General features: G+C 45.5%; 26 protein-coding genes. 14 read left to right on the top strand and 12 right to left on the bottom strand.

Features of this window, described 5'->3' with window-relative positions; all coding sequences use genetic code 11:
• Positions 1 to 81 precede the first annotated feature (81 nt).
• From RF007C_RS13045 to RF007C_RS13025, 5 genes are all read right to left on the bottom strand, one after another.
• Entirely contained in the window at positions 82 to 1,815 is a 1,734-nt protein-coding gene (locus RF007C_RS13045; RefSeq protein ID WP_051456666.1) for a [Fe-Fe] hydrogenase large subunit C-terminal domain-containing protein, read from the bottom strand.
• A gap of 42 nt (positions 1,816 to 1,857) precedes the next feature.
• A complete protein-coding gene (locus RF007C_RS13040) occupies positions 1,858 to 2,955 on the bottom strand; it encodes a hypothetical protein (RefSeq protein WP_037300405.1) in 1,098 nt (365 codons plus the stop codon).
• Between the two features lie 179 nt (positions 2,956 to 3,134).
• Complete coding sequence (locus RF007C_RS13035) at positions 3,135 to 3,692, bottom strand: hypothetical protein (protein WP_037300403.1); 558 nt, start codon at positions 3,690 to 3,692, stop codon at positions 3,135 to 3,137.
• A gap of 170 nt (positions 3,693 to 3,862) precedes the next feature.
• Complete coding sequence (locus RF007C_RS13030) at positions 3,863 to 5,071, bottom strand: GGDEF domain-containing protein (RefSeq protein ID WP_019679712.1); 1,209 nt, start codon at positions 5,069 to 5,071, stop codon at positions 3,863 to 3,865.
• On the bottom strand, positions 5,071 to 6,183 hold the full coding sequence (locus RF007C_RS13025; protein WP_037300391.1) for a substrate-binding domain-containing protein: 1,113 nt from the start codon (positions 6,181 to 6,183) through the stop codon (positions 5,071 to 5,073). The genes RF007C_RS13030 and RF007C_RS13025 overlap by 1 nt, the downstream gene beginning before the upstream one ends.
• Before the next feature lie 516 nt (positions 6,184 to 6,699).
• On the opposite strand from RF007C_RS13025, the gene RF007C_RS13020 reads away from it, so the two are divergent.
• The 6 genes from RF007C_RS13020 to RF007C_RS12995 all read left to right on the top strand — a co-directional run bounded on the left by RF007C_RS13020 (position 6,700) and on the right by RF007C_RS12995 (position 12,956).
• Positions 6,700 to 7,743, top strand: coding sequence for a leucine-rich repeat domain-containing protein (locus RF007C_RS13020; RefSeq protein ID WP_037300389.1), 1,044 nt, complete (start codon positions 6,700 to 6,702; stop codon positions 7,741 to 7,743).
• 21 nt (positions 7,744 to 7,764) lie between these two features.
• Complete coding sequence (locus tag RF007C_RS13015; protein WP_019679715.1) at positions 7,765 to 9,108, top strand: serine/threonine protein kinase; 1,344 nt, start codon at positions 7,765 to 7,767, stop codon at positions 9,106 to 9,108.
• Between the two features lie 41 nt (positions 9,109 to 9,149).
• The gene (locus RF007C_RS13010) at positions 9,150 to 10,025 is read left to right on the top strand and encodes a vWA domain-containing protein (RefSeq protein ID WP_019679716.1); all 876 of its coding nucleotides are present in this window, start codon (positions 9,150 to 9,152) and stop codon (positions 10,023 to 10,025) included.
• A gap of 34 nt (positions 10,026 to 10,059) precedes the next feature.
• Entirely contained in the window at positions 10,060 to 10,965 is a 906-nt protein-coding gene (locus RF007C_RS13005) for a PP2C family serine/threonine-protein phosphatase (RefSeq protein ID WP_037300387.1), read from the top strand.
• A 52-nt stretch (positions 10,966 to 11,017) separates the two neighbouring features.
• A complete protein-coding gene (locus RF007C_RS17785) occupies positions 11,018 to 12,172 on the top strand; it encodes a hypothetical protein (RefSeq protein ID WP_051456665.1) in 1,155 nt (384 codons plus the stop codon).
• Between the two features lie 253 nt (positions 12,173 to 12,425).
• A complete protein-coding gene (locus RF007C_RS12995; protein ID WP_019679718.1) occupies positions 12,426 to 12,956 on the top strand; it encodes a hypothetical protein in 531 nt (176 codons plus the stop codon).
• A gap of 328 nt (positions 12,957 to 13,284) precedes the next feature.
• Here the strand turns inward: RF007C_RS12995 and RF007C_RS12990 are convergent, their stop codons facing one another.
• Positions 13,285 to 14,238 (bottom strand): glycosyltransferase family 2 protein, encoded by a 954-nt coding sequence (locus RF007C_RS12990; RefSeq protein ID WP_037300385.1) that lies wholly within the window; start codon positions 14,236 to 14,238, stop codon positions 13,285 to 13,287.
• Positions 14,239 to 14,581: 343 nt separating this feature from the next.
• Between RF007C_RS12990 and RF007C_RS12985 the strand changes: the two genes are divergently transcribed.
• From RF007C_RS12985 to RF007C_RS17030, 4 genes are all read left to right on the top strand, one after another.
• Positions 14,582 to 15,289: a LytR/AlgR family response regulator transcription factor gene (locus RF007C_RS12985; protein ID WP_019679720.1), complete on the top strand. Its 708-nt coding sequence runs from the start codon at positions 14,582 to 14,584 to the stop codon at positions 15,287 to 15,289.
• Positions 15,290 to 15,291: 2 nt separating this feature from the next.
• The gene (locus RF007C_RS12980) at positions 15,292 to 16,563 is read left to right on the top strand and encodes a sensor histidine kinase (RefSeq protein WP_037300383.1); all 1,272 of its coding nucleotides are present in this window, start codon (positions 15,292 to 15,294) and stop codon (positions 16,561 to 16,563) included.
• A 268-nt stretch (positions 16,564 to 16,831) separates the two neighbouring features.
• The gene (locus tag RF007C_RS12975) at positions 16,832 to 17,416 is read left to right on the top strand and encodes an accessory gene regulator ArgB-like protein (protein ID WP_037300381.1); all 585 of its coding nucleotides are present in this window, start codon (positions 16,832 to 16,834) and stop codon (positions 17,414 to 17,416) included.
• A 22-nt stretch (positions 17,417 to 17,438) separates the two neighbouring features.
• Positions 17,439 to 17,597 (top strand): cyclic lactone autoinducer peptide, encoded by a 159-nt coding sequence (locus RF007C_RS17030; RefSeq protein WP_161634892.1) that lies wholly within the window; start codon positions 17,439 to 17,441, stop codon positions 17,595 to 17,597.
• A 31-nt stretch (positions 17,598 to 17,628) separates the two neighbouring features.
• Here the strand turns inward: RF007C_RS17030 and RF007C_RS12970 are convergent, their stop codons facing one another.
• From RF007C_RS12970 to RF007C_RS12950, 5 genes are all read right to left on the bottom strand, one after another.
• Positions 17,629 to 19,191, bottom strand: a complete 1,563-nt coding sequence (locus RF007C_RS12970) for a DUF4153 domain-containing protein (protein WP_037300379.1) — start codon at positions 19,189 to 19,191, stop codon at positions 17,629 to 17,631.
• Between the two features lie 24 nt (positions 19,192 to 19,215).
• A complete protein-coding gene (locus RF007C_RS12965; protein ID WP_037300377.1) occupies positions 19,216 to 19,677 on the bottom strand; it encodes a hypothetical protein in 462 nt (153 codons plus the stop codon).
• 94 nt (positions 19,678 to 19,771) lie between these two features.
• Positions 19,772 to 20,140, bottom strand: coding sequence for a hypothetical protein (locus RF007C_RS12960; RefSeq protein WP_037300376.1), 369 nt, complete (start codon positions 20,138 to 20,140; stop codon positions 19,772 to 19,774).
• A gap of 12 nt (positions 20,141 to 20,152) precedes the next feature.
• Entirely contained in the window at positions 20,153 to 20,359 is a 207-nt protein-coding gene (locus RF007C_RS12955; protein WP_019679728.1) for a helix-turn-helix domain-containing protein, read from the bottom strand.
• Positions 20,360 to 20,373: 14 nt separating this feature from the next.
• Positions 20,374 to 20,844, bottom strand: coding sequence for a DUF2975 domain-containing protein (locus tag RF007C_RS12950; protein ID WP_242823087.1), 471 nt, complete (start codon positions 20,842 to 20,844; stop codon positions 20,374 to 20,376).
• A 329-nt stretch (positions 20,845 to 21,173) separates the two neighbouring features.
• Between RF007C_RS12950 and RF007C_RS12945 the strand changes: the two genes are divergently transcribed.
• Both RF007C_RS12945 and RF007C_RS12940 read left to right on the top strand, forming a co-directional pair.
• The gene (locus tag RF007C_RS12945; RefSeq protein WP_037300374.1) at positions 21,174 to 21,752 is read left to right on the top strand and encodes an RNA polymerase sigma factor; all 579 of its coding nucleotides are present in this window, start codon (positions 21,174 to 21,176) and stop codon (positions 21,750 to 21,752) included.
• Positions 21,749 to 23,068 carry a hypothetical protein gene (locus tag RF007C_RS12940; protein ID WP_037300372.1) on the top strand — a complete coding sequence of 440 codons (1,320 nt, stop codon included), beginning with the start codon at positions 21,749 to 21,751 and terminating at the stop codon, positions 23,066 to 23,068. The genes RF007C_RS12945 and RF007C_RS12940 overlap by 4 nt, the downstream gene beginning before the upstream one ends.
• A gap of 42 nt (positions 23,069 to 23,110) precedes the next feature.
• On the opposite strand, the gene RF007C_RS12935 is transcribed toward RF007C_RS12940, so the two are convergent.
• Entirely contained in the window at positions 23,111 to 24,307 is a 1,197-nt protein-coding gene (locus RF007C_RS12935; protein ID WP_173908413.1) for a glycoside hydrolase family 5 protein, read from the bottom strand.
• A 301-nt stretch (positions 24,308 to 24,608) separates the two neighbouring features.
• Here RF007C_RS12935 and RF007C_RS12925 point away from each other — a divergent pair, with 301 nt between their 5' ends.
• On the top strand, positions 24,609 to 25,700 hold the full coding sequence (locus RF007C_RS12925) for an iron-containing alcohol dehydrogenase family protein (RefSeq protein ID WP_037300366.1): 1,092 nt from the start codon (positions 24,609 to 24,611) through the stop codon (positions 25,698 to 25,700).
• Complete coding sequence (locus RF007C_RS12920) at positions 25,688 to 26,785, top strand: metallophosphoesterase (protein WP_037300362.1); 1,098 nt, start codon at positions 25,688 to 25,690, stop codon at positions 26,783 to 26,785. Before RF007C_RS12925 ends, RF007C_RS12920 begins: the two co-directional genes overlap by 13 nt.
• Positions 26,786 to 26,845: the final 60 nt, after the last annotated feature.

The following is a 26,845-nucleotide window of genomic DNA, read 5'->3' as shown; positions in this document are numbered from 1 at the left end:
GCCCCTTTTAAAGGGGCTTTTATGATATAATAAGAACATCTTTATAAGGAATACTGCATAAAGCAGTCTGCTGTCAAAGGATCATTCCTCGTCCTCCTGCCTGTTCTTGCTGATATCTTCCTTGAGGATACCCTCTGTATCCTCTGTCTTTACAAGAACATCGTTGATCTCACCTACCAGTGAGATAATGTCATTGATGGACTTATTGATAGTCTCGGAGCTCTCATTGGTGATACTCACGTTGTCATCAAGAGCACTGAAAGCGTCGATAGTGGTCTCAAGGATAGAAGTGAGCTGTGAAACGCTGTCGGCGTCCATAGTCGAGTTATCATTGCAGAAGCTTACAACATTTTCAAGAAGATCCTTTACAACAGCGGCTCTTTCGCTGGTGGCAGTAGTAGAGTCGCCTATGGTCTTCATATTCTCGTTGATATTCGCAACGTTTTCCTTCAGCTTATCCGAAAGCTCAAGACATTCTGCGGTTATCTCCTCAAACTTCTCGTTCTGTCTGTTGAGAGCCGAGTGTCTTGCAAGGAGTATGGATTTAGCATGTACGATACAATTATCGGGAGTATTGAGACCTCTGTATATAGCAATCGCCATATCGCGGCAGGTGTCGTATCCGCAGGCATGACAGTCGTACTTGCGGTCGTCCTCTGTATGCATACCCATTTTCTTGAATATGGGGTCAAGCTGCATATTGCTCGGTATAGGTGTAGGCATTGAGGGCTTGTAGTTTCTGAGGAAGTCGGCCACACGGAGCTCGTCATCGAACTTCTTGAAGAGCCTGTCGTCGCCTCGTCCCATGATACCTGTGGACTTGCGGCGTCCCTTTGCCTCGTTCTCGATAGCTCTCATAGTAGCCATCACATCGAAAACAGTCTGCTTTGTACCCGAAGCAGGACCGATATTGCAGCCGAACTCACAGGAAAGCACGTCAAATACCTTAGGATGCTTTGATTCGGGCATCCTGCCGTACATATTCATCTCGTTGAACACCTTATGTACGCCCTCGGAATTGGTGATATTTATATCGGGGTCATGGAACCAGAGATTATCCCTGAGTCCGCCGGGACGTGAATAGATCGCGCCGAGCTGTCCCTGCGGCTCGTCGAACTTGTACTCATAGTCCTCTGAGGTATCTATGGGTATGGTTATATCGTTTCTGTCGAAGTACTCAAGGAGCTTCTTGATAGTAACGTTATACTCAAAGAGCCCTGTATCCTTTGCCTCATTCTTTGCTCCGATGCAAGGAGTGATATAGGCAATGGGGTTGTTCCTTCTCAGATACTTCTTTATATATATAGCACTGCACGCAGCAGGGCTGTGTATAGGCGAGAGGTTCTGGAGGAGCTTGGGCTGGTAAATCTCCACATACTTTACTATGGCAGGACACTGCTGGGAAATGATATTTCCGATCTTATCCTGATCAAGGGTCCTGATATGCGCCCATGTGCATATATCAGCACCGAAAGAGGCATCAAATATAGTACAGCCCTGCTTCTTGAACCAGTCCAGCACGCCCTTCCACTTTGTGGGGAGGACAGCCTTCAATGCAGGTGAAGCCATAATTATGATCTTTTCCTTGATTATATCGGAGATACAGTCGTCTGTATCGTCTATAAAGTCTCTTGCGCCGTGGTTGCACTTCTTTACACATTCGCCGCAGGCAATACACTTGTCATGATTTACCATAGTGATAAATCTGCCGTCCTCCAGCTGCTTGGTCATATTTGCCTCGGGCGCAGGACATTCTCTTACGCAGGCATTGCAGCCCACACACTTTTCAGGTTTAACAATTATAAGTTCACTCATACTAAAAAAACTCCTTACTGCAATTCAGAAAGTAATACTCTGTTATTTTTTCCCTATTGAGTTTGCCTTTGCCGCAAGAGCTGCCAGGTCTATTTTTCCGCCTTTTTTCGCTTCGCCTGCCGGCTTGGCATCGTTGTCCTGCTGTCCGTTTGCAGTGGAATCTGCTTCTTTTTCGTCAACTGTATCCTTATCGGAGTCTTCCTTTTTACTCCCGATGGACTCTGCCATCTGCTTGAGTTTGTCAAGCTCCTCCTGTTTCTTGCGTCTTTCCTCTTCGATGCGTGAATCCTCGCGCATTTTCTCAGAGAGGCTTACGGGCTTTTCGGGAATATCGGGATCGAAATGCTTTGCAGTCTTGAACTGCGGTACACCGCCGCTCTTCAGGGTATTTTCGGTATCATCCAGAAGCTCTCTTGCCTTGGAAAGTCTTTCGATACCCTCATCACGGAGAGTCTCGAAGGCCTGAGCCATAAATTCAGCCTGTTTTTTCAGTTCTGCTATATCTTCAATAGCTGCTGCTCTGAGGTTATTTGAAGCTACCTCCATCTGCTCGTTCTTGTTCTTTGCTTCGGCGATGATCTCGGCAGCCTGACTTTCCGCTTCAAATATTATCTGCTCGGCCTCGGTATTCGCGTCCGAAACAATCTTCTCGGCCAGTCTCTTCGACTGGAACTCTATATCCGCAGCCTTTGCCTTTGCGGTACCCTCCAGCATAGCGGAGGACTTCTGTGCCTCTATGAATACATTGCTGAGAGCCATTGCCTCGTCCTGAGCCATAAGAGCTGCGCACTTGGACTCTGTTGACTTGAGCTTATCCCTGAGCTCCATGAGCTCTTTGCGGCAGTCCTTGAGCTCCTGCTCATAGTTACGGTTCTCGTCATCGGTAGCCTTGAGCTTGAGGTTAAGGGTATTATTCTGCACCTGTACCTGTGTAAGTTTAGCGCGTTCCTCTGATAGCACGGATTCCATAGCCTTCTCCTGATCCGAGCCTTTCCTGTATGCTTCAAGAAGGAGCTTTGTCTCTCTAAGTTCATTCCTGAGGTCGTGTACCTGTGTATTCAGATACTCAATTCTTCTGATAACGGTTTCCTTTTCATATCCGCCAAAAGTGACCGTTTTGATAAATCTTGGCTCAGCCATAACTATATCCTCCTTGTATCACCCGACCATATGGTGAACTGTATCCAGACAGAAGCACGCGCACTTATCGAGTATGATATAAAAATATTATACACCATATCGGCGATATAGTCAATAAAAAAACTGCACAAAAAAGAGGGCGGTTTTATGTAAACCGCCCAAAGCTGTATTTTTGATATTCACCAGTCGTTTTCACTGTTGGCAATGAGCTCCCTGACCTCCTCGTTATTGTACAGTCCCAGGTCAAAGAGGCGATCCGCCTGTTTTTTGGTGATCCTGCCGCTCTCTGTGAACACGAACTGTCCGTGATGGCGCTGTGTACCGTCCCACGAATCTATGACCTGAAGCCAGCCGTTCCTGTCGAGAGTCCTTTCCGGGAAGCGGGAATCAGGGTAAAAAGTTTTTGCTATCATCTTCGCACATTTATTATGGTTAGTGAAGGCACAGGAGTAGGTATCTCCCTCGGGAGAGATCCATCCCAGCTTGAAATCCGGATCATTGCGCTTGTACATCTCCTCCAAGGAAAGGGGCATTTCCTTGTCCGACTCGATTATCCTGAGAAAATTCGGCTCGTCCTCCCTGAAGCGTGAATAGCCTCCTCTGCCGTCGAATACAACAGGCAGCTGCTCCTCGGTAATAATGTCCTCAAAGCCCGTATTTTCCAGAGCTTCCACGCAATCGGCATACATATAGCAATAGTTTCCCGTAGGAGAACTGTACACCGCATATTTCTTCACCTTGAACACCCGCCTTTCACTATTCAGTAGGTATATTCTATCACTTTTCATACTATCTGTCAATATAAAATCTATATGTTTCCTTTATACCCGTGCCCTCAGCTTAAAAGTGACATTTCTGCTGGTGCAAAAAAACGGCTGCCTTTTCGGGCAGCCGTTCCGCTTAAAGCTTACATATTCATTACTGTATTGATCATGTTACCGCCGTTCATCTTAACGCTTCTCAGAGCTGTATCGAGTTTAACAAGCAGTGAGTTTACGTTGAGACAGTCGCCGGGGAGGTAATGGTAAACAGCGCCTGAGCAAGGAAGCTGTACAGCAAGGTTCAGCACCTCGTAAGGACTACTCATTACACGCTGGATATTCTGAGCGATACCCATTGCCTGGCTCTCGGAAACATTTGAATTGAAGACGAAGCAGAACTCGTTACCTGTGATATTGTAGATCTCGGCAACGTCGCTGAATTCTTCCTTGAGCTTCTCTGCTACGGCTGCAAGATACTCGTCACCGAAATCATAGCCGTATGTATCGTTGATGCTTCTGAAGTTATCCATATCGAAAACAGCGATATTGAATCTGCCTGTTTCCAGTCTGTCGCTTATATCTCCGTCGAGAGCGTAACGGTTCTTCATACCTGTAAGCACGTTTGTAACGGCAAGGTCTGTAGCCTTCTGACGTGTAGCCTTGAGCTTTGCGTCTACCTCTGCGAGGTTCTTCTCTCGCTCCTCGAGCTCGAGTCTTGCCTTCTTTGCTCTTCTTGCAAAGAGCCAGATAGCAATCTCACCGAGGATAGCAACGACCATCATAGCTGTCATGAGGGCGAATGCCTTCTTGGTATTCGCAGCCATGATTCTCTGGGTATCCTTTGTAACGGTATCAATAGTAGCTGTACACATCTCGGAAGCTGTTACCTGAAGAGGATAGATATCCTGCTTCATGATCATGCCCATCTGACTGTAGTCTCCGCTTTCAACATTCTTTGTACCGAGTGAATCAAGCTGACTCTTATAAGCTGTGATGATAGACTTTGTATAGTTGTAACGGTTCATAACCTCGTCGGAAAGACCGCCGATAGCTTCGAACTGATGCTGAGCCGCAATGATGTTTCCGTATCTGCGCTCTGTATCCATCATGATATAGGGCATATCCTTGGCATCTTTAAGACCTGCGGCAATACCGATACAGTCTGTATTGATAGCTGTAAGCTCACCGTTCATTCTGTTGAGTGAGTTCATAGCCATAGATGTCTGTCTTGAAACAGTCTGATTGCCCCAATAAATACTCTCAACGAGGAAGGTATTGATAACATATACTATTGCGAGCAGGATACCTGCAAAGATATATGCACCGGAGCCCTTGGATTTTTTATTCTTTGCCATTATTTACCCACCTCCGTATTTCCGTCTTCATCGTTCTTTCCTCTGGGGTAGATAAGGAGCTGTATAAAGTCGGTATTAAGGTTAGTCTGGTCAACATAGACCGTACCTGTATCGAGGATACTCGGAACATTATCGCCCTGAAGAGATCTTTTTGCGTATCTTACGCCAACGTAACCCATCATGTAGGGGTTCTGAACAACGGTACCGTCAAGTACGCCTGTTCTTATGTAGCCAAGCTCCTCTTCGTCGGAGTTGAAGCCTATTACCACTATATCATCCTCGAGGCCAAGCTCACTGATAGCATCGCATATACCAAGGGTGGTATTGGTGTTTGTTCCGAATATTACCGAGATCTCGTTTGCCGAATTTGTAAGGATCTTCATTGCCTCTTCCTCGGCAGCGTCACGCTTAGCGCAGGGAGTACCCTTGATGATGCCCTTCTTGTAGGCCTCTATCTTCTCCTGCTTTGCAGCAGCGAGCTTTTCGGGATTCTGATCATTCTCAACCATAACGTCGGGAGCGATAGCGCTTGAAGCCAGATTTGTGAATGAATCCACAAATCCCGATATACGATCCTCGGCTGTTGAAGCTGTATGACCAATAATAGCAATATTCTTCAGCTTTGTGAGGTTTTCGTCATTTTTCTTAAGAATTTCGACCGCGTGTCTTGCTGCAACCGAACCGCCCTCAGTATCTGATGAACGGATAAGGCTGATAACACCCGGGTAATCAGCTCTTGAGTTTATGTTTATGATCTTGATGCCGTTTTTTTCTGCCTGCTCAAATGCACTGTTGAGCTCTGTTTTTCCGTTGGGGGCAATAACAATAGCAGCCGCGTGTTCTTTTATAGCGTGCTGTATCGCTGCTTCCTGCGATACATAGTCGTTATCTCCGTCAGCTACCGAGTAGAGCAGCTCAAATCCGAGCTCGTTGCAGGCGTCCTCAGCGCCCATCTGAACATCAGACCAGAAGCTGAGTTTCTGCTTTGTGATAACTGCTATCTTGGATTTTTCTTCCTTTTGCTTGCCGCATCCGCCCGATAACAGCATAGCCGCCGTCAGCGTACAAGCCGTGACCGCTTTGAAAAAGCCCTTTCTTTTTTCTTTGTTCATTGATACTGAACCTCCTTTAATCAATTTAGCCCGAACTGCCGCTGGATATCTGCTGTGATTCCTTTTCCCTGAATAATGCTGCTGGACATCTTAGCTTGCGGCAACACCCCTGTCAGGCTATATATTGATATCCATACTTAATTCTATCACATTTCTTTACGAATTTCAACACTATTTTGTAAATACATCATTCACTTACTGTACAAAAAAATCAAAATTTTTATATGCAATTTAATCAATTTTATACCTAAAGTTGTTTTTGACAATATATTTACGGTTATGAAAAAGCCCCTTGCGGCAAATAATATTTTGTCCCGATATTACGCACTGTAAAAGGTTTTTCAATATTGCACAAACAAGCGGGGGTATTTTTGTAAAAGATAATTCAAATTTTGGTTTGTCCCCTCATTTCGCTTGACATTGATATTGAAAAGTGTTATACTATTCGTGATAACAATATAAATAACGCATATGTCATTATTGCGCTGCTATATTATTACGTCAGGAGGAGAGATCATGCAATGCGAGAAATGCAACGCGCCACTTGACCCGAAGCTTACTGCCTGCCCCGAATGCGGTGCACCCGTCCCGCAGAATATAGAAGGCTTTGAGAATACAATGGAATTCCAGAAAGAGCTTCGCTCCATAGTCGTTAATTACGGTGCCCGTGCCGTTATGAATAAGGACAGATTCATCGGACTTCTGAGCGATCATATCCCTGATTACGACAAGGAACGCCGTTTACTTATAAATATGTACAGAATGGGTGTCCTCAAGATCCTTCTCGAGGACAAGAACCGCGAGATAGCTGTCATGAAAGCCAAAAGCTTTATGCTTGGAGACCTTTTCCTTGCGGAAAATGCTTCCGAATTCGTAGTAGCCTGCTATACCTACCTCTTGGGCTGGCCCTATGAATCACATCTCAAGGTACTTCCCGAAAATGAGGACGGCAGTGAAAAGAAGGCCGAAGAAACAAGAAAAAGACCCGTCGATATCAACGAATCAGTATTTACTCCGCGTAACGCCTTCAGATACAGGCTCAGCGGAAATATCACCATTCCCGACGGATATACAAAGCTCGAGGCATTCTGCTTCGATAAATTCGGCTCACTCAGAACCATCAAGCTTCCGTCTACCCTGCTCGCGATCGGAGAATACGCTTTCTCCTCGTGCAAGCGCCTGAGAGGTCTTGAGCTTCCCGAAGGTCTCAAGATAATCAAGCAGGGCGCATTCAGCCAGTGTGCAAACCTCGTCGTGGTAAAGATCCCCGACGGAGTTCTCGAAATAGAAGACAGTACATTTTCATTCTGCACCAGCCTGGAGGTAATAGAGATACCGCCAAGCGTCAGCAGTATAGGTGCAGAAGCCTTCTCGGGCTGTGAAAAGCTCAGGAAGCTCTACCTTCCCGAAAGCATCAAGTTCATCGACGCCAACGCTTTCTCCTACTGTCCCAATCTTACTATCTACTGCATTGAAAATTCATACGTTCATAAATACTGTTTAGCCACTGGAATAAGGTTCATCCTCGTGACCTCGGCTGAAGAATATGAGCTTGACTAACAAAGGAAAGGATGAGATCATATGATAGAGCTTGAAATAGGTCAGGAGGTCGAGATGGAATTCGGCGGCAAAGCCAAAGTCCTCAGCGTCATCGGCAGCGGCGGTCAGGGTATAGTTTACCTGGTACGCTTCAACGGCCAGAAATGGGCACTGAAATGGTACGACATAAACAAGATGGCAAAGCCATCCGCTTTCCGCAAGAACCTCCAGAACAACATAAATGACGGTCCCCCGAGCAATAAGTTCCTCTGGCCCAAGTACCTCACAAAGGAAGCAGAGGACGGTACCTTCGGATATATCATGGAGCTCAAGCCGGAAGGCTTCGATTCCTTCGTGGATATCCTCAATACCTATAAGCTCGAGATAGATCCGCTGTCGGGACGTGCAGTAAAACGCCCCGTAAAATTCAATACCCTCAGCGCTATGGTCACCTGCGTTATAAATATAGTAAACGCTTTCAGACAGCTCCACCGTGCTGGTAAGAGCTATCAGGACCTTAACGACGGAGGCTTCTTCATCAACGTAAATACAGGTGCCGTTCTCGTCTGCGACTGCGATAACATCGCTCCGGACGGAAGCAACTTCGGTATCGGCGGTAAGCCCGGATATATGGCTCCCGAGATCGTAAGAGGCATCGCTCAGCCTAATGTACAGACAGATAAGTACTCACTCGCCGTGGTACTCTTCAAGCTCCTCTTCAGAGGAGATCCTATGGAAGGCGAAAAGGTCGTAAGAGACGTTTGCCTCACAGAATCCTCTGAGCTCAAGCACTACGGCCAGAACGCAGTCTTTGTATATGACCCGAACGACGACTCTAACCGTCCCGTAAGAGGTATCCACGACAATATCATCAAGTTCTGGAGAATATACCCCGATTATATCAAGGACGCCTTCATCCGCTCGTTCACCACAGGCATCACGGATCCTACAAAGCGTATCATAGAGAACGAATGGCAGAAGCTCTTCATACGCCTCAGATCAGAGATCATACAGTGCGGCTGCGGCAGAACAAACTTCAGTTCGATGTTCATCCATCAGAACGAAAAGACCTTCAAGTGCCCTAAATGCGGTATGGAATTCGTAACCATCGGATTCAGCAACCGCGATTACCGAACACCTCTTTACCTTGGCTGTAAGTTCTATACCTGCGAGATCATCCCCGAATCAGACGATTTCACAGCCGTTGCAGGCGAGCTGGTAGAGAATAAGCTCAAGCCTGGCGTACTCGGTATAAAGAATTGTTCAGACAGACAATGGAAGGCAAAAATGCCTGACGGAGTATTCTACGACATCGCCCCGGGAAAGGGCTTCCCCGTATGGCAGGGGCTCGAGATCGATTTCGGCGAAGTAAAAGCACAGATCTAACCTGCTAAAAAGCAGTACTACTGAAAGGATGTATGTAAATTATGAGCAATGAACATTTTACAGAACCGGAAGTGAACGAAAACCAGAACGTTTCTCCTCTGGACGATTTTGATAATGCAGAAACAGTTTCTGCACCTTCGGTATCCGACGATAGCATTCTTGACTTCGATGACGATCCCCTCAGCGCCACAAGCGTTTCCAAAAAGAGCCTTGTAATATTCTTCCTGATAGATACCTCGGGAAGTATGAAGGGAAAGAAAATGGGCGAGCTCAATACGGTTATGGAAGAGCTTATCCCCGAGATACGCCGCGTAGGCGAGGCAGATACAGAAGTCAAGGTAGCAGTTCTCACATTCTCTACCGAGGTAAGATGGATGTACTCCACACCTATCCCGATAGAGGACTTTGAGTGGGCAAGACTCCGCGCAAGCGGCGTTACCAGCATGGGCGCAGCTTTCAAGGAGCTCAACCACAGAATGTCAAGAAACAGCTTCCTCAGCTCACCGTCTCTCTCCTTCGCTCCCGTTATTTTCCTTATGACCGACGGTTATCCCTCGGACGACTATAAGGAGGGACTCAAGGAGCTCCAGACAAACAGCTGGTACAAGTTCGGCCTCAAGGCTGCCCTGGGTATCGGCCAGGAGGCTAACGATAATATCCTTGCAGAGTTCACAGGCTCAAAGGATACCGTCGTTCACGCTTATTCGGGCGGACAGCTCGCACAGATGATAAAGATAATCGCTGTTACTTCTTCACAGATCGGAAGCAAGAGTATGACTCTCTCCGACGATACCACCCACGAGCTCGGTGAGGAAGATGTATTCGCAGCTAAGCAGAAGCTTCTCGGTCAGCAGATCCAGGAGCTGGTAAATACCCAGACCGACGGAGATGACGTCCCCTTCGATACAGGCTGGTAATTCCCTAATATTTCGCAAGGAGGACTGAAAAAATATGTTCAACGGCTTCAGCCATTCAGTCATGGGCGCAAGCCATGAAAAGACCAATCTGGTTTGTCAGGACAGCTCTTCATATAAGATAGGCGACCATTATGCGATCGCCGTAGTTGCCGACGGCCACGGTAGTAAAAAGCACTTCAGAAGTCATCTTGGCTCAAAATTTGCCGTGGAAGCGACAATTGAAGCTATCGACAGGTTTTATGACGACCGCGAAGCACTGGAGGAAAACCTTCCAGCCAACCATAAGCTTATAATCAAGAATATCGAAAAGCAGATAATCTCAAACTGGAATATGAAGGTCGAAAAGCATCTGGCTGAAAATCCCGTTACCAATGAGGAGAAAAGCAATTTCGCCCCCGAAGAATTTGAGGCTATCCCACCGGAGTCGTATTACGGCTCTACTCTCGTTGCCGCAGTTTCCGGAGATAATTATACCTTCGGCGTGCAGATAGGCGACGGAAGCCTCGTTGCACTTTTCGAGGACGGCAAGGCTGTAATGCCTATGGAATACAACGAATCCGCCCCCGCTAATGTTACCGCTTCGGTATGCAATTCAAATGCAGCAGGTATGTTCAGCAGCTTCTACGCTCCGAACAGAAAGCTCATAGCTCTGTATTGCTCCACCGACGGACTCTATACCTCATTCGGAAGCGAGCATGACTTTCTCGACTATCATACCATTATCACAAGCCAGCTTGTGAATATCGAGACCTTCAAGGAGATCATTATGAATAATCTCACAAAGAGATCGCACTTCGGTACAGAGGACGATATTTCTCTCTCCTGTATCTACAGCGAAAATCTCCTTGCAGACAGGATAGACCTTATAAATAAAAGAGTCACAGAGAATAAAAAGGCTGCGGCAGATAGAAAAGCAGCCATGCTTCAGAAAAAAATATGATCCCTAAAACGCATAGGCAGCGTTTAATAAATTAAGAAAAGTGGTGTTTGTTATGGAAATAGGTTCTCTCTACAACACAGCCAAAAATTTCGCAGAAACCCTTAAGCAGGCAAGACCTGAGCTCGTAAGCTATGACGCTTGCCTTTGCTTGATCGTCGCTGATTCAGGCGATATTTATTCGGGCGTTTCAACTGTCTCAATAAATGAGGGCACCGTTGAGGACGTTCCCGCGGAAAAAGTCGCAGTTATGTCTGCTATCACCGCAAAGCACGTTATCGCAAAACAGATGATCGTTATCTCTCTTGACGATTACGGCTATTTCAAACCCGATGATGAGGCTATTGCACTGCTGGCCAACTCAAGCGTTGACAACAGCAGCTGTCAGATAGTTCTCTCTCCCGAAGAGGTAGTTTCAGCAGCAAGTCTTGCTCCCGCAGCTCCCGATTTCCTCAGCGGATATGACGAGGTTCCCGAGCAGCTGGGCGCTCCCGCTGAATATGCAGAAGGCTTTGACGTAGATAATTCAAATCCCTTCAATGCTGAACAGGGCAAGGACGAGACTCTCAACTCACTCTATGAGCATCCCGAAGAGGCTCAGCAGATGGGTGCAAGCGGCTTCCCGAACATCTACCCTCAGCAGCAGCAGGGCTATCCTCAGCAGGGCTTCCCGCAGCAGCAAGGTTATCCTCAGCAGCAGGGCTTCCCACAGCAGGGTTACCCCCAGCAGCAGGGCTATCCTCAGCAGGGCGGCTTCCCGCAGCAGCAGGGCTATCCCCAGCAGGGCTTCCCGCAGCAGGGTTATCCTCAGCAGCAGGGCTTCCCACAGCAGGGTTACCCCCAGCAGCAGGGCTATCCTCAGCAGGGCTTCCCGCAGCCTGCTCCTTACGGCGGCGGAACACATAACTCGATGTACCAGCAGAATATGAACGCTGCTCCTTACAGACAAGGCTATACAGGTCACTCAGTTCACGGCGGCGGCATGAACTCAATGTATCAGCAGCCTCAGAGCGTAAGCGTTACCCTTACTTCCAAGCCTAACGGCGAGAGCGCATTCAAGAAGCGCCTCAACAGCTTCCTCGGCGATGATGATTCTTCTGCAGCAGCAACAGAGGCAGCAGACGAAATGTCAAAGGAGGATATGCTCAAACAGGCAAAGGACAGAAAAAAGGTCGCTAAAGCTAACCTGAACTTCAAGAAGAAGATGTAAAATACGAGGGGGCATATGTGACTGATATCACTGTTCCCCTAATTTCCGAAGGGTATTATCCTGTTCGGAAAAGGCTTCTTACAGCCTGTTTTATATCTGAGAGCAAAGATGTGATTTTTGGTATTGCATTTTCTTTGCTTTTGTGCTATAATATTTTTATATGATTATAGTCGGTTTTAACATTTAAGTTATTGACCTGTTTTATATTCTCAGATACACAGTTAATATTACGTGTTTAAGGAAAGGGATAGCCATGAATTACTTGCTCAATATTGATGAAGCGATAGACCGAAAGTTCCTTGTGACCAAGCCCATGAAAGGGCAGGCTGATGTAGGCACCATAATCCACGTTATGGACGCCGAGCAGCAGGGACAGGCTGTCATAGTCTATTATCGCGTTACAAGATATAACGAGAAATTCCACGATTATCAGGATTATACCGCAAAATTTGAAAATCTTTCTGCGTTCTGCAAATGGGCACAGCCGGATAATTTCATTGCGCGTAATTATGAATGCTTCAGTCTGAAGGACATTCAGCACTATATCAAGATCAAGAACAGAAACTTTACTTCCTTCTGTCTCCCGATCATTATTATTGCAGCTCTTATTATATGGGCAGTTGCACTTATAGTGATAAAGGGCGTTCCGGGAATAATAGTCGGCGCAGTTCTTACAGTTCTTGTTGCTTTTGTAGCACTTTATCTGCTCAAGGCACAGAAGAAAAAGGAAAAAATGCGTCTGTACCGAAAAGTCAGCGCTGGTTGGGGCGTTGTATTCCAATAATTACCCCTGCATACTGAACAGCTTCATCGTTGTCCCGATTTGATCAATTTCCCTTAAAAACGATTCATCAATAATAAAAGTCCCGAAGTATCAAAGCTTCGGGGCTTATTCATTTTACTCAGCAGCGGTGAGGCCTTTACATTCTGTAACGGTTATCATGATTCAGTGATATCCACGGCAGCAGCCCCAAAAAAGAAAAAGCTCCGTGGACAACGGAGCTAACGGAAGGAATATAAAAGACCGAAGTTGTGCGCCTTCAGTCTTTTATTTATTGGTTATGCTGTCCCTTGATTCAGGGAAGGGGTCAAGGGCTCAGCGTTTGCGGATGTCAGTAAACCTGTATAGGCTTTCTTGCCGACAATTCAAGATGCTTGTATATTTCCAGCCAGATATTCTTGCTGGGCTCAGCTTTTCTGAGACGCTCTCTGCGGACAGGATCGAAAAAGCTTCCGAATTCTGTCAGTTCATTGAGGAAATTATCGTTATATTTATTGAGCATTACATCAAGATTGTTTTTCCACTCGGTATAACGCTTTATGTCAAATTTTTCCTTTTCGTACAGATGGAATACGGCCACATTGGGATTATATACGATCTGAACGCCGTTTTTCATCATACGGTAGCCGAACTCCCAGTCCTCGATCTCCTGTCCGCGGTAATTCTCGTCAATACCGCCGAAGCGTCTTACACATTCCATAGGCACCGACAGATTTGAGGTCTGAGTGAATATCATTTTATACTTTACCTTAGTGAAGTCATACCGGTAAGGTTCCATCATTTTAAGGCGAATATCCTTGATGTAGTAATAGCTCTTATGCTTTTCGAGGCCGTACTGCTCGGGTGCTGTGAGCCAGTAGCGGATACCGTTCCTGAGAAGCTCGCGGTTCTCGAAGAATACCTGATCGTTGTCCTCGAATACCTGCTTTGTAAGTCCGAACTGCATTACATTGCAGCCAAACCTCTCGTAGGTCTCATAATGTCCCGCAACGAAGTCCCTGGGAGCTATCTCGTCGCCGTTAAGGAATATTGCCAGATCTCCCACAGCCTTTCTGAGACCAAGGTTCTTGGCCTGTGCAACGTTGCCCCTCTGTATCAGGAAACAGCGTACTCTTGTCCTCTGGGATCTTTCTGCCACATACTCGGGAAATCCGTCCTTATCGCCGTAGTTGATAAAAATGAGCTCGTACTCACTGGACGGGAAGCTTTGATTTTCAAGTGACTGATACAATCTTACTACGCTTTCATAAGCGTGTGAATATGATATGATTATGCTGCATTTCATGTTATTTCTCCCATTAATTATTTATTTCCGCGGTTTCCCCAAACCGCATGATAAGATAAAGAATCCCCTGCTATGAAAGCAGTTGCATAACTGTTATGATTATACCCTATAAAGGCCATTAAATGCAATAAAAATGCGCCAAATGTAATTTTTGAGCGTGAAATGCACACTTTTGTTCATTTATTATTCATTTTTGTGCTAAAACCTTTCCGGAAATGATTGACAAAAAGTGTTTTTTATAGTATAATAAGTCCGTTATATGTTTTGAGACAGTTGCCAGTTCTGCGTCGATTAGTCAGATTTTTAAACAACTGTAAGTTATATGTCGGGGGGATTAATAAAGGTGAAGATCGCTATATGCGATGATGAGAATAAATTTTTAACTAAAATTAAAGAAGACCTCTCATCTTTGCAATCATATGAAAATGAATTCAGCTTTGATGAATTCAAGACAGGGCGTGAGCTCCTTGCGGATTTTTCCGAAGGAAAGTACGCCCTTGTTATACTCGATATCGAGATGCCCGGGCTGAACGGGCTGGAAACTGCGGAATTCCTGCGAAAAATAGACGACAAGGTGATAATCATATTCCTTACGGGATATGAGAAATTCGCCTGCCAGGGCTACGCGGTAAGAGCTTTCAGGTATATCCTGAAAAATCAGCCCCACTCCATCTACATGAAACAGCTGGACGACGCTATCCGTGAATATTACAGAAATACAAGATATATCATAGCTTCCGACGGAAGCAAGGAGGAAAAGCTGCCCACTGAGGATATTCTCTACATCGAGGTCTTTTCACACAAGCTGATGATCCACGCCAAAAACGGCAATTACGTGACCAAGGGGACTCTCACGGATATGGAGGAACAGCTCTCGGATCTGCTCTTCATGCGTCTTGACAAGAGTAATCTCGTAAATATCGCCAATATAGACTATATCAGGAAGAACGAGGTCATACTTACAAACGGTGATACGCTCTTCGCAAGCAGAAACCACATCAAAAATATCAAACAATGCTTTATGGATTACAGCCGAAGCAGATGGAGCTGATCATGACTTCAGAAAATATCATCGAGACCATTAATTGTATATTCGAAGCCTGTATCGTTATTTTCTACCTGTATCAGATAATGAAACAGAATTACCGGTACTCGGCAAAAACACTGCTTATCCCGGCATCTCTCATTTTCGGGATAATAGAGATAATAACCATTACCCACGCCAATCCGTGGCTGAAGCTGCTGGTAATGTTCGCAGCTATGATGATAACCTCGCTTATCATGTTTGAATGTAAGCTGCGAAGTATCATATTCTACTGCCTGATGTTCATAGTCGTCATACTCGCCTCGGAGATACTCCCCATGGGCGCCATTACTCTTATGAACCTCGGCACTCCCGAGACCACGCTGAATTCGGGCATGGGACGCTATATAGGCATGGCCTGCTCAAAGCTGTTCTGCTTCTGGTTCGCCATATATATCGCGGAATACCTCAAGCCCAAGCAGAGAGAGCTGCCCTTCAGGAACTGGCTGCTCATAATCTTCGTGCCGCTGCTCAGCCTTATAATACTCAACGGTATATTCATCTCTCACGAGACCTCGCCGAGAAGAACTATCGTATATCTTCTCTCGGTTTCGGGCATATTCCTGCTGAATATATTCGTTTTCGACTTCTTCGACACCTACTCCAACACCATAAAGCTCCAGCTCATGGAGCAGAGACTCTTGTCCGAGGAGGAGAATTACAGGCTCATCGAGGATAAATACACCGAGATACGCCAGCTCAAGCACGACATCAGTAACCAGCTGGCTGCCGCAAAGCGTATGTTCAGACAGGGGTCGGGTCCCGAGGCTGTCGTACACCTTGACAGACTTTACTCTAAGGTCTCGGAGGCAAGCGGCGTTTGCTATACCGGTATTTCCGCAGTTGACGCTATCGTTAACATGAAATGGAACCAGTCTCTCGAAAAGAAGATCCCCTTTTCATGCAAGGTAGTGGTAACAGATAAAATGGATACGGACGAGCTGCTGCTCTGCCGTATAATCGCCAATCTGCTGGATAACGCCATAGAGGGCGCTCAGCGCGTCTCAAAAGGCGAAAAATACGTATATATCTCAATAATCCAGAATAATCACAAGCTGAGGATATGCGTTATGAACTCATCCGAGAAGGTAGATGCAGACCACCTTACCACCCAGAAAAAGGGCTACGGTCACGGTATCGGCGTCAACAGCGTCCGCGAGGCCGTAAAGAAGCTGGACGGCATACTCTCCTTCAAGTGGGAGAACAATATCTTCACCGCAGATATTATGATAGCATATTAATTATAGCGCCCATAGGCAGTTATATTAATAAAAAGTGAACAAAAGCACGCATTTCACGCTAAAAAATTACATTTCACGCAAACTTATTGATTTTTAACAGATAACAGGTTATTATGTTATATGGTGCCTGTTCCGTCTGTAAACAGGCTTCGTCTGCGGTATAGGCCGCAGGTACTCCGCTTAAATGGGATTCGTCCCCTGCGGAGACTCCTTGTTTACTGCGACGTAATCGGAAAAACACCCCCCATATAACCGAAAAGGAGTCTCCGTGATAAGTAAATTATCGAAGAAAACTGCGGTTTTCTTCTCAAAATATAATATTATAAGCTCCGAAGACATAGATGCATATGCCTATGGATTTGAACTACTGATCTCCACTGCGGTCAATTTCGCAGCGGCGATTTTTATTGCCATAATCACAGGTGAATTCCTCTCATCCGCACTTTGTCTCGCAGCTTTCCTCTCTCTCAGGGTCAATGCAGGAGGCTATCACGCCGAAACACATATTGGCTGTGTAGCTATACTTGTTACCATACTGCTTTTATTTACAGCTGCCGTGAAGTTCCTGCCTGATCGTATCAAAGCATTATCCGTACCATTTATATTAATATTTTCAGCTGCAGTCATAATTCTATTTGCACCTGTACAGCATCCGAATCATCCTCTTTCTGAAAACTCGTCAAAAAGACTGAGAAAAAAATCTCTTTACTTACTTGTCGCATGGAATATATTCTGTATTGCTTTTTATTTCTTTATGCCTGAAATTTCTTTCTTCGCAGCTTCGGGAACACTGATCTCAGCGGGAGCGCTGATATCCGAAAAACTGCGGATAAGGCATAATAAAAATAAATAAATCTATGAAAGGAAAGGGAAAAATGAAGAGGATCCAGGGATATTTATTTAAATACGGTAACGTATTGGCAGCACTCGCAATAACGGCAGCTACAAAATCGGTAGCTAAAGCCTGTTGGTTCTGGTTCAACCAGCCAAAGGTGCCCGAAGGCTTGAACAAGTTCATTAAAGAAGAGAAATAATAAGAAAAAGGACGCGTATGCGTCCCTTTTTTTATTCTGTGAGCATATCCACCATAATTGATGAGATATTGTATCTTCCGTAGCTGTAACGCTCGTAGGATCTGTACTTGTTCTCATTGACCTCTTCTTTTGTGACTGCGTCCTCTCTGAGAGCTTCAAGAAGGCCGTCGTCGGACATTTCGAGTATGGAATCCTTATCCAGCTCTTCAAGCTGTCCCGAACGGTACATCTCAATATTATACTTTACTATGACAGCCTCGGGACGCGAGAAGCAGAGAACTGCAAACATAAGTGTGAATATGACAGCCATATTCCTTGCAAACTTCATCTCAAAGCGGAACTGCTTTATGATTATCATTATGAACACAAAGGCAAGAAGTATCATAAACCAGCTGGTATAGACTCTCAGCCTTGTAAGACCGTATCTGTTGATGTACATTACCATCTTGCTCATGGCAGTGGCTATGAGTATGATAGTGAAAACGCTGAGTACTATGCTGTAAAGCTTCAGTGCAAAGGGCTTTTCCTTGCCTGCCTTCTTTGAATGGAGGCTCATGAAGACAAGAACGCCGAGATTGATGAGAGCAACTGCAAAGAGCTCGAAAAATCCGCGTCTTGCATAGTCTGCATATGTAAAGCCCTCGGGAAGATCATTTGAAAATGCCGACAGGAAGTAGTTTGCCTGGGAAATAAAGAACATCACGTAAAGTATACATATAGGAGTTACCGCTGTGTATACCACCAGATTGCTCACAAAGCGCATATTGAATATCTTCTGCTTGCAGACCTGGGGATCAAGGACCTTTATATCCTTGCGGTGAGTATTCTTGTAAAGCATTCCGAACATATAAAGCGAACAGGGCAGAGCTAATGATAGCTGTATAAGTACGTTCCAGAACTCCATGCTGAATATGCTGTCTGCCAGGTTTGTAAGGATACGCTCCACACCGTCATCTGCTGACATGAGCAGAGCTGCAACGATAGCTGTAAGCGGCACTGTGAGCAGAAGTCCGATAAATATATACTTTGCATTTGAGCCTGCCTTTGATTTTGAAAGGGAATCAGAGGTTATGGCAGCCTGCTTGTCAAAGCATGAGAATGGATACTCAAACACAGCCTTTGTCAGAGCAAAGGGCAGATAGCGTTCAACTCCGCTGTTTCCCGCTCCTACGGAGTATACCAGATATGATATACCGCCGAAAAGGAATAAGGCGTTCAGTACCTTTATGAGATTGTTTGAGGTTATTGAAAATACTATGGTGAAAATGAAGAGTATCACCATGAGTACCTTATTGAATGCGGAGAAGCTGCATTCCTTTTTCTTCATATATACCGCAGATATTATGATAATGGCTGCAAAAACTCCCGTGGTGATAAAGCCCATTGCATGAAACAGAACATATCTGACAAAACAGAAGGCTGCTATCAGTATAAACACCGAAAGAACTATCTCTGCCTTGTTGTACTCGGGCTTTTCCTTTACCTTGGGAACTGCCGCAGACGCAGGTATATATGGCTGCGGGTACGGCTGGGGGTATGGCGGCGGCGGGCAGGGCGGTCCCTGAAAGCCTCCGTAAGTATTATTTCTATCCATTGTAGTCTCCTCCTTAAAACCATTTTAATCCCAGTGGGTCAGGGTTATCAAATATTTTCCATTTGCCTGAGATTCAACCTTCAGATCCTTTGACTCATCTTTATAATTATATAATAGGAAGCTCCTGTCGTTGCAGCTTTCGTCAGGCTCCAACACTGCATTGACATTTTCTGACATGAACCGCTCATAATTGTCTGTTTCAAGCTCAAGCTTTTCATATATCGCGGCAAGTATACTGTCATCCTCGTACCGTATCAGCTTAACACTGTCATCGACCCTTATATCGAATATCTCTTCCATAAGGGCTGTTCTCTCTGCGTTAAAATGCGTAAAATGCTTGTCAAGGTATTCTTTTATACATATACCTGTAAATACTATCAACAACAGGCTCAACAGCAGCAGCAGCTCCAGAACGATACGCCTGAGCTCCTTTTTAAATTCCTCGCTGAACTTCTTATCACGCTTTACAGCAGTCTCATTTTTCAAAATCTTACCTCCTTTAGTTTACTTACTATAAATATGTGTATAGTATATATTATATCTGCTGCAATACTGCGGGGATCTTTTATACTCCCCCCTTTTATCTCACTGTGACCTTTATGAGCTCAAAGGACATTTCCTTTTTTCCCTCGGCTCCGACTATTACATTGAGTTCGCCTTTTTTGTCCCCTATTCTAAGCGAACTGCCGTCCTCGCTGAGGTCGAGACAGCTTTTGTCATAGTCTGTCCAGAAGGCTTCCGAGATCTTTGCTGTCTCATAGTATTCTATATCAGCTATATCATGGCAGCTTATGATTGAATTCGGCGCAGCTGCCGCGCCTTTCTTCGGATAAATCCTCGGCACCCCTTTTGTATAGCTCACAGCACTCATTATTCCTATACCTGCAAATATCACTGCGATAATGACCGCTGCTGCCATACCTCCTTTTATTATCCTTATGATCCCCATTATCTCTCCCCCTTACTCCTTCCTGAATTCCAGTATATCCCCCGGCTGGCAGTCGAGCTCATCGCATATTTTTTCAAGAGTGGAAAACCTCACCGCCTTTGCCTTTCCTGTTTTCAGTATGGAAAGATTTGCTGTTGTGATGCCTACCCTTTCGGCAAGCTCCTGAGAGGAGATCTTCCGCTTTGCCATCATTACATCAAGATTTACTACTATCGGCATGGAAAGCACCTCCGTTATATAGTAAAGTCGTTTTCCGACTTTATCTCTACTGCCTTCTCAAAAACGTTCTTGAGCACGCGCATTATCAGTCCGAACATTACCGCAGCCATTCCTATAAATGCAAATATAGAGCTCCAGAGTCCGAATATCATAAGTACAGCTCCTGCGGCCATACATATCCAGGATATTCTCCTGAGACAGCTGGTATTCCTGGGTATGAACACCTGATCCCTGCTGATATTCCGCAGCAGCAGATGCAGGTTCCATAGCGCTGCAAGCGCCAGTGCGTCGCATACATACATAGTGATACACATGGGCAGGAACATTGTGCTCCTGTCAAATATGCTTGTTGCTTCAAAAGCCATTTCATACTTATACCATTCGGAAATGGTGGGAATGAAAAAGGCTATGAAAATGCAGACTCCCGCTGCTGTTATTGTAAGTATCCGCGAAAGAATGAGTGATTTGTCCTTATTCCACATCATTAAAGCTCCTTTATATTTTTTCAGCGCCACAGATCATAGTTTATACTGTTCCAGCCTCCGCACATCAAAAATATTGCCGAGAAAAGCAATATCACCGGCTTTGACAGCTTCATGCCTGCACCTCCGTGACGTATATATTTCCTACTGTGACTTTAGTATATCACATAAAATATCATTTGTCAATAGAAAATTATCGTTTTTCAATAATTTTTTTCTGTTTTTCAAATCAGCTTGCTTTTTTGCACTAAAAATGTTAGAATATAATGTCTGCTTTTGTGGCCATAAAACGATTATATTATTGAATGCATTCAATAAAGGAGGAGTTCCCGATGACAGACTATGAGCTGCGCGAACTCATGGCGGAATCGGTACAGAAATGTCACCGCGCCGTCTTTGATAAATACTGCAACTATGTCTATGCTATAGTCATCAATGTCTTGCGGAACTGCGGAAGCCGCGAGGATATTGAAGACTGCGTAAGTGATATTTTTCTGAAAATATACAAGAGATTCGATGAGAGCACCGATTTTTCAGGTAATCTGAAAGGTTTTATAGGTACGGTGTCACGTAATACAGCAATAGATGCTTTTCGCAGGATAAATGCCACAAATAACAGGTTTGTCTCTATAGACGATGAAATAATGGAAGAGGTTCGCTCAGATGAGAGGCTCGAGGAGAATACGGAAAAAAGAGAATTATCACGTATTCTCCTCGGTAAGATAAGGGATCTGGGCGAGCCTGATTCCACCATTATCATACAGCAGTATTTTTATAACCGGACAGCAAAAGAAATTGCCAAAAGCATTTCGATGACTTCCGCTGCAGTGCAGAAACGAAGCAGCAGAGCAAAACAGAAGCTTAAGGCACTCCTCATAGAAGCAGGGATTGGCAAGGAGGGATTGATATGATGAAAAATGATCTTTTTAAGGAGATAGATGACATGGAAATTGATAAGATCTCTCAAGACTTTCCCGTGCTCACAGATGAAGAAAAAGACAGAATCTTTTCTATGAGCGAAAGGAAGTACAATTTAAGCCGCACGCCTGATGAAAATGAAGGCTTCGGCGACGAAACGGTAGTAACGGGCGTTGAACGGTATAAGCGCTCAATATGGAAGAATTATGCAAGCATTGCAGCTGCTGCATTACTTATGATAGGCGGCATATCAGGCAGTATCATGCTTATGAGAAACGGCGAACACATGATACCCGGCACAGATACAACAGAAACAAATACAGAAAACGGTATAACAAAAGATCAGGATAAAACATATCCCGAAGGAAGCCGTGAAGCTATCGCTATGGATCTTTCCGACAGATTCGCAGAGCTCGTCAACAAGCTCGAGGGCAAGATAGATTACGATCCGAGTGATGTTCTTGAGTTCAATATCTACAGCTTCAAGGATCCTTCATACAGAGAAGGTCTCTGCCACTTTGCAAGAGTATCCGATCCTGATTTTCAGACTCCCGACGACTATGTAAGAGCTATCAGAGAGGTATGCACCGATGAATTCTATAACAGGCTCGAAGTTGACGGCGCCCATGAATCCGACGGAATAAACTACAATCCGGGAATAAATGTAAAGCCATCTGACAATTTCATCATTGACTTCAGTCAGTATGAAAACGGCTCTGATATCGATATGGCAAGCTATAATTTCCATAAGGAAGCATATATCATTTATAAGGATTCTCTGTATGTCCGTACTGACAATCTTCCCGATAACTGGAGATCCCACGATGATATGCCGATAGTTACGGAAAGTGAGGAAGACAGCTTCAGGGCAGTAAGATACGCTTTGTTCTCTCCTGTCTGTGATAACCCTTATTCAAAGATAGGTACTATGCTGACATACTACTGCGTGAAAGAAAACGGCATATGGAAAATAGACAACATAATCAACGGCGGAAATATAGAAAAGCTCGGCGCATATGCCATAAGCTTCTATCTGAATAATAAAGATACAGACCTTGATGACCTTAACATCAATGAAAATATTATTATTAAGGATGTTGAGATAACACGCCACGACTTCAACAGCAGCTTCACAGTCCACTCAGTATTAAGAGACGCTTCCGGTGATCCGGTATTCGACTTCACAGCTGACGCAGAACCCGTGCTTCCCGACGGAAAGCCCGATGAAAACGGCCATATAATGAATATCCATATTGATTTTGCAGAAGATTTCAATTTCAGCAACGTAGATATAAAAGAAATAAAATAAAAAAAGCTCCTGTATAAGTACAATGCTTATACAGGAGTTTCTTTATCCCGTTATCCTTTGTGTAAAGACGCTTCGCCCCGACATGGGATCCTTGTTTTTTACGCCCAGGATTATTGCGTCAATTATCTCGGGCTGAGTCTGCTTCAGCAGGCGGCGGTCAAACAGTGCAAGACCGAATGCGCCGTTAAAGCCGTTGTCCCAATACACAGGCACTATGCCGTTCAGCGCCGCCGTGCCTGCAATAAAACCGTCGTAATAAGCACGGTTCTCGGTTATGATGTCGGGTATCTCCGACTCTGTATGAGCTCTGTCGATACATCCGAATTCGCCTATAACAACGGGTATGCCCTTATCTACATACCTTTCCTTCAGCATGGCGAACTGAGCCCTTATATGTGCTTCGTCGCCCCAGTCTGCCTTATTCTGCGAATCCGCACTGCCGAGATCGACTATCTCCTGTCCCTTTTCACCCCAGAGGAATATGGTCTTTTCCTCCTCACCGCAGTAATCCCATGGATCATAGCAGTGAACGGAAAGTATCAGCCTTCCTTCATCGGCAGTATTGAACCTGTCGCTGGGGAAGCGGAAACCGTATCCTCCGCAGGTATAGTTTATATCCGTATTCCAGCCTGCTGCCATGAGCCAGCGGTGAGTATTGTTACCGCCTGTATTGCGGACCGTATCAACGAATATCTGGTTATAGTCGTTGATATTCTCATAATACTCCGCAACAGGTGTATGGTATATACCGTCAAAGACCTCGTTCATGCTCTCAAATATTAGATGCTCGTCATGCTCCCTGAAGCGCTCGGCTATCTGCCTCCAGACGGCAGCGTACTTTTCCTTGATATATTCCTGACGTGAGCTGTCGCAGAGCAGCCAGCCTCCCGTGATCGTATGATAACCGTCGCCGTGTATATTGATGATAGCAAACATTCCCCTTTTGTAGCAGTAATCCACTACTTCAGCTATCCTGTCCAGCCATTCCTCATTGATCTTATATCCGCATTCGTCATCTATCATACTCAGAAATGAGACAGGTATCCTTACCGTCCTGAAGCCTGCTTCGGCAACAGTGTCCACCATCTCCTGAGAAGCCGCGGGATTGCCCCAGACAGTTTCCGCGGGAGTTCCTCCCATATTCGCTTCAAGGGTATTTCCGTAATTCCAGCCTGCTCCCATTTCCTTTGCAAGATCCGCAGCCGAGACCGTATATTTTCCGAGTGTGACCTTTTCCATATAACGCATCTCTCCCCCTTTAACTGCTTTAAAACTATGATTATTATAACATAGGAAAATTACCATTTCAACATGATATATCATACAGAAGATTATTTGCAACAAAGAAGCGTTTTTTCTCCCCATGTATTGACACAGCCGGAAAAAGTATGATAATATAATATAAATCCCTTTCCATATCTGCGGGAGCTGTTTTTCCGCCGTAAACGGAAGAATCCTCCGTATCCGCGGCAAATAGCGTGAGCTCCCTGAAAACAGACCGGGATGCAGACAGCCAAAGGCTGTATATTGAGGTGATACAATGATATTTTATATGCCTGTAAAGGTATTCAGTGAAGAAAACTGCGTGACCGCTCACAGCGCTGAGCTTGCCACTCTGGGCACTCATCCCCTTATCGTAACGGGACGCAGCTCATCGAAGAAAAACGGGTCTCTTGACGATATTATAACAGCACTTGAAACTCACAAGGTTAAATATACGCTATTCGACGAAGTAGAGGAAAATCCCTCCGCAGAAACTGTTATGAAGGCACGTGACATTGGCGTAAACTGCGGCGCTGACTTCGTCATCGGCGTCGGCGGAGGCTCTCCCATAGATGCAGCAAAAGCCATTGCGGTAATGATAAAGTCTCCCGAAAGCTCATGGGAGCTGATGTTCGACAGCTCGGCATCTCCCCTGCATATCCCTGTTGCCGCCGTTCCAACCACCTGCGGAACAGGCTCGGAGGTTACAGGAATATCGGTCCTCACACGCCATGACATACACACAAAGATGTCAATGGTACATAAGGTATTTCCCGATATAGCACTCTGCGACGGAAAATACCTCATGAATGCTCCGAAAAAGGTCATAGCAAATACAGCCGTTGATGCTCTCGGACATCTCATTGAGAGCTATATAAACTCCGCGACATCTCCATTCAGCCGTATGTCAGTCAACGAAGGTCTTGCCCTGTGGAGCAGCTGCAAGCCATATCTCAGCGGCAAAGAGGAGCTGACAGCAGATACCGCAAAAAAGCTTCTCACCGCCTCGACCTTCGGCGGAATGGCCATAGCTGTAACGGGCACCTCTGTACCTCACGGCCTGAGCTATACCCTTACCTATGAAGGAAATATCCCTCACGGTGCAGCTGTGGGACTCTTCCAGAGCGGCTATCTGCGCCGCGCCGAAAAATCCGACAGAGAGCATATACTGTCACTTACAGGTTTCGGGAACACCGATGAGCTGGGAAGCTTCATCGCTGCACTGAGCCCCGTAAATGTAAGCAGACAGCTGCTTGAGAGAGCTGCGGAAAGTGTGCTCAATAATCCCCGCAAGCTGGCAAGCTGTCCGTATAAAGCCGACAAAGAGGTGATACTCGATATAATCGGAGGTGTTATATGTTCTGGCTGATACTGTTTGCAGTCCTTCTTATAATAGCTGTCAGCGGAACTGTATACCTGTTCACACGTTTTCACCGTTTCAGCTTCATAGAAAAGCTGGGCGAAAAGCATAAGCTCCTGTCATGGCTTGTATGTCTCCTTCCCTTTGCGGGACTTGCCTGCCTTCCTCTGATAAACTCCTATACCATGATAGTGGTGATAATACATCTTATCATATTCTGGCTGATAGCGGACATTATCGCAGCCATAGTCAGAAAAGCGGCAAAAAAACAGCGCCGACGCAATATCGAAGGAGTCGCCGTCATACTGTTCACAGCGGTATACCTTGCCATAGGCTGGTACAACGCCCATAACGTGGTAAGGACGGAGTATACCTTACACACGGACAAAGCAATCGGAGCAGAGCATCTGAAGGTCGCTGCCATTGCAGATTCCCACCTGGGAATAACCCTCGACGGCGAAGCCTTTGCAGCGGAAATGGAAAGGATAAAAAAAGAGTCCCCCGATATATTCATAATCGCAGGTGACTTTGTGGACGATGATTCCTGCCGCACGGATATGGTGAGAGCCTGTGAAGCTATCGGCAGTATCGCCCCGAAATACGGTACTTATTTCACATTCGGCAACCACGACAGAGGTTATTTTGAGGGACACCGCGACTTCACTGCCGATGATCTCCGCAGCGAGCTGAAAAAGAACGGCGTTACCGTACTTGAGGATAAAGCCGTGCAGATCACCGATGAGCTGTGTATAATTGGCAGACATGACAAAAGCAGCAAAGAACGGCTGAGTATGTCAATTCTTGCAAAACGTGCAGCCAAGGACAGCTATACCATAGTTATCGATCATCAGCCCAACGACTACAAGAACGAAGCCGACGCAGGCGCAGACCTTGTATTCTCGGGACATACCCACGGTGGACATCTCTGGCCGTCGGGATATGTGGGGCTGCTCATCGGCGCCAACGATAAGGTCTACGGCTTCGAAAAGCGCGGCAATTCCGATTTTATCGTTACTTCGGGCATATCAGGCTGGGCTATCCCCTTCAAGACAGGAACTGTCAGCGAGTATGTCATAATAAATATCACAGAGTGATGAGCTCACCATAAAAATAAAGCCATAGTATCCTGATATAACAGGAAATACTATGGCTTT

The organism is Ruminococcus flavefaciens 007c, assembly GCF_000571935.1.
GTDB classification, from domain to species: Bacteria; Bacillota; Clostridia; order Oscillospirales; family Ruminococcaceae; genus Ruminococcus; species Ruminococcus flavefaciens_F.
The sequence above is the reverse complement of the archived record's forward strand: the minus strand, read 5'-3'. Positions and strand labels throughout refer to the sequence as shown.